Origin of the sequence: Plesiocystis pacifica SIR-1 (assembly GCF_000170895.1) — a bacterium.
GTDB lineage: Bacteria > Myxococcota_A > Polyangia > Nannocystales > Nannocystaceae > Plesiocystis > Plesiocystis pacifica.
The window spans coordinates 131,776-137,837 of sequence record NZ_ABCS01000018.1; the positions used below are offsets into that span (position 1 = coordinate 131,776).

Genomic DNA, 6,062 nt, shown 5'->3' on the forward strand with positions numbered 1-6,062 from the left:
CCGACATGCCCCAAGCAGCTTCAAGCCACCTCCCTGAGTTCCTCAAGGCCGAAGAGCTCGCCGCTCTCCTCCGGGTCAACCGCAAGACGGTCTACGAGGCCGTCGCCCGCGGCGAGATCCCAGGCGCCGTCCGCGTTGGCCGAGTACTTCGCTTTCAGCGTGACGCCGTCCTCGAGTGGATCGCCGACGCCAGCTAGAGCGCCAGCCCCTGTCCGTGCCCCCTTCACGAAGGAGACCGTCGTGCCCGAGCCCCAGAAGACCCCCGCACTCGCCGTAACGCCCACGCGCCCCTGTTTGCTTCCCCCGACCGTCGAGGTACGGCCCCACAGGGCCCCGGTGCTAGTCTTCGCGGGCCAAGGTTGCCTGATTCCCAACCCAAAGGGGAATCCCCAGTGACCATCCGAAAACGAACCTGGACCAGCAAATCTGGCCACACCATGACCCGCTACATCATCGACGTGCAGTTCCAGCACCCTGACGGCCGCATCGAGCGGATCCGCCGGCGCTCGCCCGTCAATACGCGACGCGGCGCTCAGCAGTACGAACGCGAAGTGCGGTCGGCCCTGCTCAGCGGCACGTACCAGAAGGGAGACACAACCCGTCAGGAGCCAAAGCAGGAGCCTTGCCCCAGCTTCGCCCAGTTCGCTTCGCAGTTCATCGACAACTACGCCACGGTCAACAACAAGCCCAGCTCCGTCCGGAGCAAGCGCTCCATGCTCGAGCACCACCTGACGCCCTTCTTCGGCAAGATGCGCCTGAGCCAGATCGGCCCGCGGCAGATCGAGCGCTACAAGGCCCTCAAGGCCAAGACCCTCTCGGCCAAGACCATCAACAACCACCTGACCACGGTCCGCAAGATGCTGGTCGTCGCCAGTGAGTGGGGCTACCTCGAGGCGGTCCCCTCCGTGAAGTGGATGCGGGCGCCCAAGCCCGAGTTCCGCTTCCTCGACTTCGAGGAGGCCGACCGCCTGCTCGAGGGCGCGAAGGAGGAGCCGATGTGGTGGACGATGATCCTGGTGGCCATGCGTACCGGCCTTCGTCAGGGTGAGCTGCTGGGGCTGCGCTGGTGCGATGTGGATCTGAAGTCGGGCCGCCTGGTCATCCGCCAAGCGGTGGCCGAGGGCATCGTCGGCACGCCGAAGAACCACCGGCAGCGGGAGCTCCCGTTGGCCGAGTCCGTCCACCAGGCCCTCGAGGCCTGGAGGCACCGACTCGGACCGCTGGTCTTCTGCCAGCCCGACGGCACCATGCTCACCAAGAACATGTGCAAGTGGCCGCTGATCCGGGCCAAGCGCAAGGCCGGGATCGAGGCGCTCGGGTGGCACGACCTGCGCCACACCTTCGCCTCGCACCTGGTGATGCGCGGCGTCCCCCTGCGAGCGGTCCAGGAGCTCCTCGGCCACTCGACGATCGAGATGACCATGCGCTACGCGCACCTGTCGCCCAAGGTCCTGCACTCCGCGGTGCAGTCGTTGGACGACGAGGTCGCGGCACAAGAGCGGCACAAGAAGCCGCCAGAATGAAAATCGGGCAGCCAGGTACCCCTAACTGCCCGATTTAGAGTGGAGGCGCGGGGAGTCGAACCCCGGTCCGCAAGCCTTCCGATGAGACGTCTACGTGCGTAGCTGACATACTTGGATTTAGCCCCCGCGCATGCCTATCAGCAGGCCCTCGCGGGAGCGATCCCCTAGATTTTCATCACCGCATCGGGGCCCTACGGTGACTAGCTCCTGTATTGACGACGACGCGCTACTAGAGCGCCTCACGCGACGTCGTGTCGCTTATTAGGCGGCAACGGCCATGCGGCCGTAGTTGCTGTCGTTGGCAGCTGTGTGTTTCCCGTCGTTTTTGACGCGGCGTCGAGCCCGCGACACGCAGTCTTCACCTTCCGAACCCACGTCGAACGCCAGTGCACCCCCGAAGGGATTTGGTTGATGTTTGGCTCGCTGGGACGTGGCCAGCGGCGAGCATCATACGTCGGCGTCGGCGGGGCGCAAGCTCGAAGTTCGCGCGTAGCTGGCGTTGGTCGACTCACTCCCCGCGCGAAGGCGGAGCGGCTGCGAGGGGGCCGCTACACTCCGCCCATGTGGCCCCCCAGCGCCTCCGTCGCCCTCGGTGATCGCTCGCTCTTCCCCACGTTGAGCGCGAGGGCCTACCTGGCCCACTCGGCCATCTCGCCGGCGTCGAGCCTGGTCCAGGGCGCGGTGCAGCAGGTGATGGATGACTACGCGCGCTTGGGTGTCGAGGGCTTCATGCCCTGGCTCGAGCGGCGCGAGGGGCTGCGCGAGGCGCTGGCGAAGCTGATCGGTGCGCGGGCACAGGACGTGGGCCTGGTCGCGAACACGACGACGGGGGTGTCGACCATCGCGCTGAGCTTGGGCTGGCGTCCGGGGGACGTGATCGTGGTCCTGCGTGGCGAGTTTCCGACCAACGTGACGCCGTGGCAGCGCGCGGCGGAGCTGTTCGATCTGCGCGTGGAGTTCCTCGACGTCGAGGACTTCGCGGGCTCTTCGGGGGTCGGGCTCGAGCGCCTCGAGGCGCGGCTCAAAGCGGGCGGGGTTCGCCTGGTCGCCGTGTCGGCGGTGCAATTCCAAACGGGGCTGCGCATGCCCGTCCAGGCCATGAGCGCCCTCGCCCACGCCCACGGAGCCGAGCTGTTTTGTGACGCGATTCAGGCGGTCGGCGTGCTCGACTTCGACGTGCGCGCCCTCGGGGTCGACTACCTCGCGGCCGGCAGCCACAAGTGGCTCATGGGGCTCGAGGGCTGCGCGATGCTCTACGTCGCGCCCGAACGCGTGGCCGGGCTGCGCCCCAACACGGCCGGCTGGCTGAGCCACGAGGAGCCGGTGTCCTTCCTGTTCGCGGCCGACGAGCTGCGCTACGACCGGCCGATCCGTCAGCGCGCGGACTTTGTCGAGGTCGGGGCGGCGCCGACGACCCTGCTCGCGGCCCTCGAAGTCAGCGCGCGGGCCCTGCTTCAGCTCGGTACGCCAGCGATCGAGGCCCACGTGCACGGCTACCTCGATCGCCTCGACGCGGGGCTGCGCGAGCGAGGCTTCCACAGCCTGCGCTCCGATGTCCCGGAGCAGCGCTCGGCGATTTTGTCCCTGCGCCTGCCCGAGGGCGCGCCAGGCATCGACGCGTTCAAGGCCGGCCTCTACGAGCGGGGCGTGAGCGCGACGCAGCCCGAGGGGCTGCTGCGCATGGCACCGCACTGGCCCAACGCGCTCGGCGAGGTCGAGTTCGTGCTCGAGGCCGTCGACGAGGTCCTCGCGGGCGCTTCGTCGCCGCCGAAATGACGCGACTCCCACCTCGCCGATGGGGGAGCCAGGGCCCTCAGCGTTGGATCGCATCGGGCCTTCTGCTAAGCTGAAAGGGCGCGATGGGCATTCAACTGGCTGGAGTGGGGCACTACCTGCCCGAGACGATTCGGAGCTCCGCCGACATCGAACGCGAGCTCGGCCGCGGCGAAGGCAAGGTCTTCCGCAGCACGGGGATCCGCGAGCGCCGGGCCGCGGGGCCCAACGAGACCAGCTGGGTGATGGGCACGCACGCCGCTCAGGCCGCCCTCGCCCACGCGGGGCTGCAGCCGAGTGACATCGACCTGCTCGTCGCCCACATCTCCCAGCCGGAGCTCGACTACCCCGACATCGCGTGGCCCCTCGCCCGCGACCTGGGCCTGTCCCCGAGCTGCGCGGTGATGGGGGTGCGCTTTGGCTGCACCGGCTTCGTCGGCTCGCTGCACGTCGCCCGGCAATTCCTCGAGACCGGCGCGGCCAAGTGCGCGCTGGTGGTGTGCGCGGAGGTCATGCACTGGCACGCGCAGAGCTACCCCCGCTCGGCGCCGATCCTCGGCGACGCCGCTGGGGCTGCGATCTTCCGTCCAGGGCGCCCCGACGAAGGCCGCGGCGTGATCGCCAGCTTCGTCGGGAACCTCGCCAGCCACATCGGCGAGTGCCTCGTGGTCAACGACCACCTCGACCGCAGCGCGTGGCCGCAGCTGAGCCCCGGCATGGCCGAGGAGCTCGGCGACGCCCCCTACTCCCCCAGGGGGACGATGAGCTTTTGGAACGGGGGCGACATCTTCAAACGAGCGATCGAGCACATGACCGCCGCCGTGCAGCGCGTCCTCGAGGAGACCGGCCTCGGCATCGACGACATCGATCACTTCCTCTTCCACCAGGCCAACATTCGGATCATCAAGGGCGTCGCGCGGCACCTCGACCTGCCCCTCGACAAGGCCCCCGTCCACATCGAGACCGTCGGCAACACGGCCTCGGCCTCGATCCCCGTGCTCCTGTCTCAGGAGCTCCACGCCGGGCGCATCCAGGCCGGTCAGCGGCTCGTATTCGTCGGCTTTGGCACGGGCTACTCCTTTGGCGCCGCGGTCATGGAGCTCTGAACATGCGCGAGAAGATACTCGAGGTCCTCACCACCATCTTTGACGACCGGGACGCGGACTTCGCCGCCATCGGCGACGATGACGATCTCGCCGAGCTGCTCGGCTGGGACTCCGTCGACGTCGTCGACCTGGTGCTCGAGATGGAGCGGCGCTGGCAGGTGCGGCTCGCCGATGATCTGCCCGACGTCGTCACCCTCGCGCTGCTGGTCGAGCGCGCCGAACGGGTCGCCAACAAAAAGTAGCCTGCGGCGCAGGGGCTGTGAATGCATTCACAGCCCCTTTCCTGCCCCACGTCCACGACTCAGAGCGGGCCGGCCAAAACGAGTTCTGGCCGACCCTCTGTCTATTTTAGCCGTCGTGGACGACGCCACGCCCTCCCTGCCCCACGTCCACGACTCAGAGACTGCAAACCCAAATCCACGCCCCCGCGAGCGGGGGCGACCACATGCCCTCTGCAGGGCACGACCCCCATTGCCCACCAGCCACAGCGGAGGAGCGGCAGCGACGAAGCGCCCCCGGTTCGAGAGCACCTGTGGGGGCAAAACAGCGCCTCAGCACCCGTCCCAGCGAAACACCAGGCTGCTCTCCGAGTGCCCGCTGCCGATGGCGTAGGTCTGGACCAGATCGCCGACCTCGAGCAGGCCAGCGTCGTGGGCCATGCGCAGCGCCAGCGGGATGTTGACGCTGAGGAGGTTGCCGAACTCGCTGAGGGTGTTGAAGCTCTTGGCGTGGCCGATGCCGCCGAAGTCTCGGATGGCGTCGCTCATCCAGATCTGGCCCTGGTGACAGGCGAAGAAGGACACCTCATCCGCGCGCACGCCCGCTCGCTCCTGGGCGCGGTCGAGCACGAGCTTCGCGGAGTTGCACATGTTCAAGAAGGTGCGCGCGATGATCACCGTGTTGTTGCGCAGCCGGGGCCGCCCGCCGTCGGTCCACGACCCCTCTTCGGGGCCGATGATCACACCGCCGTGGGCCTTGCCGTCGGTCTCGGTGTAGCAGCTGAGCAAGCCCTCGCCCTCGCCCTCGACGCGCCCGAGCAGCACCGCGCTCGCGCCGTCGCCAAACCACGGCGAGTACTCGGCCTCGTACTCGACGACGACGGAGCCGAGGGCCGCCTGGGTCAAGAGGGCGTAGTCGACGGCCCCGCTCTCGATCATCCCGCGCGCGATGACCCACTGGTGCGCCAGCGCGTTGCAGGCGGCCTCGATGTCGAAGGCGAGCGCGTGGGAGGGCAGCCCGAGCTGCGCGTGAATCGCGAAGGCGTCCGCGCTGCCGAGGTAGGTGGGCGCCAGGCTGTTGCTGATCACGACCCCGACCTGCCCAGGCTCGACGCCTGCGCGCTCGAGGGCCTGCTTGGCGGCGGCGGCCTGCATGTCGGGGCTGGACACCCCAGGGTCCTTGACGCGGCGCGTCAGGCAGCCGCGAAAGGGGTCGCTGAGAAAGGGCTGTACGGCCGTCAAGACCGCGCGCTGGCCCGGGTTCAGGGCAGCGATGCGGTCCTCGCTCCAGTTGTCGAAGCCCACCCGTCCGCGCCAGCCGGCGACGAGCTCGGGGGACCAGTAGTCGTTGTGTCGAACCTGCTCGGGGAGGTAGGTGCCGATCCCAACGATGCCGGTGCTCATCGACTCTAGCTTAGCAGAGTCGAGGTGGACTCAGAGGG

General features: G+C 68.4%; 6 protein-coding genes and 1 other RNA gene. 5 read left to right on the top strand and 2 right to left on the bottom strand.

Going from position 1 to position 6,062, the window contains the following annotated elements; genetic code table 11:
- Positions 1 to 5 precede the first annotated feature (5 nt).
- The gene (locus PPSIR1_RS45970) at positions 6 to 197 is read left to right on the top strand and encodes a helix-turn-helix domain-containing protein (protein WP_086001247.1); all 192 of its coding nucleotides are present in this window, start codon (positions 6 to 8) and stop codon (positions 195 to 197) included.
- Positions 198 to 437: 240 nt separating this feature from the next.
- The gene (locus PPSIR1_RS11985; protein WP_006971324.1) at positions 438 to 1,523 is read left to right on the top strand and encodes a tyrosine-type recombinase/integrase; all 1,086 of its coding nucleotides are present in this window, start codon (positions 438 to 440) and stop codon (positions 1,521 to 1,523) included.
- A 37-nt stretch (positions 1,524 to 1,560) separates the two neighbouring features.
- Here PPSIR1_RS11985 and ssrA read toward each other — a convergent pair.
- Positions 1,561 to 1,919, bottom strand: a transfer-messenger RNA (tmRNA) gene (gene ssrA, locus PPSIR1_RS45975).
- 165 nt (positions 1,920 to 2,084) lie between these two features.
- Here ssrA and PPSIR1_RS11990 point away from each other — a divergent pair.
- The 3 genes from PPSIR1_RS11990 (at position 2,085) to PPSIR1_RS12000 (ending at position 4,644) form a co-directional block, all read left to right on the top strand.
- On the top strand, positions 2,085 to 3,299 hold the full coding sequence (locus PPSIR1_RS11990) for an aminotransferase class V-fold PLP-dependent enzyme (RefSeq protein WP_006971325.1): 1,215 nt from the start codon (positions 2,085 to 2,087) through the stop codon (positions 3,297 to 3,299).
- An 83-nt stretch (positions 3,300 to 3,382) separates the two neighbouring features.
- Positions 3,383 to 4,402: a 3-oxoacyl-ACP synthase III family protein gene (locus PPSIR1_RS11995; protein WP_086001248.1), complete on the top strand. Its 1,020-nt coding sequence runs from the start codon at positions 3,383 to 3,385 to the stop codon at positions 4,400 to 4,402.
- A 2-nt stretch (positions 4,403 to 4,404) separates the two neighbouring features.
- The gene (locus PPSIR1_RS12000; RefSeq protein ID WP_006971327.1) at positions 4,405 to 4,644 is read left to right on the top strand and encodes an acyl carrier protein; all 240 of its coding nucleotides are present in this window, start codon (positions 4,405 to 4,407) and stop codon (positions 4,642 to 4,644) included.
- A gap of 309 nt (positions 4,645 to 4,953) precedes the next feature.
- On the opposite strand, the gene PPSIR1_RS12005 is transcribed toward PPSIR1_RS12000, so the two are convergent.
- Positions 4,954 to 6,024 carry a 3-oxoacyl-ACP synthase III family protein gene (locus tag PPSIR1_RS12005; protein WP_006971328.1) on the bottom strand — a complete coding sequence of 357 codons (1,071 nt, stop codon included), beginning with the start codon at positions 6,022 to 6,024 and terminating at the stop codon, positions 4,954 to 4,956.
- Positions 6,025 to 6,062: the final 38 nt, after the last annotated feature.

Bases quoted from the DNA above. Each gene is read 5' to 3' on its own strand.
- PPSIR1_RS45970 (WP_086001247.1), top strand. From the start codon at position 6: ATGCCCCAAGCAGCTTCAAGCCACCTCCCTGAGTTCCTCAAGGCCGAA.
- PPSIR1_RS12000 (WP_006971327.1), top strand. From the start codon at position 4,405: ATGCGCGAGAAGATACTCGAGGTCCTCACCACCATCTTTGACGACCGG.
- PPSIR1_RS11990 (WP_006971325.1), top strand. From the start codon at position 2,085: ATGTGGCCCCCCAGCGCCTCCGTCGCCCTCGGTGATCGCTCGCTCTTC.
- PPSIR1_RS11995 (WP_086001248.1), top strand. From the start codon at position 3,383: ATGGGCATTCAACTGGCTGGAGTGGGGCACTACCTGCCCGAGACGATT.
- PPSIR1_RS11985 (WP_006971324.1), top strand. From the start codon at position 438: ATGACCCGCTACATCATCGACGTGCAGTTCCAGCACCCTGACGGCCGC.
- PPSIR1_RS12005 (WP_006971328.1), bottom strand. From the start codon at position 6,024: ATGAGCACCGGCATCGTTGGGATCGGCACCTACCTCCCCGAGCAGGTT.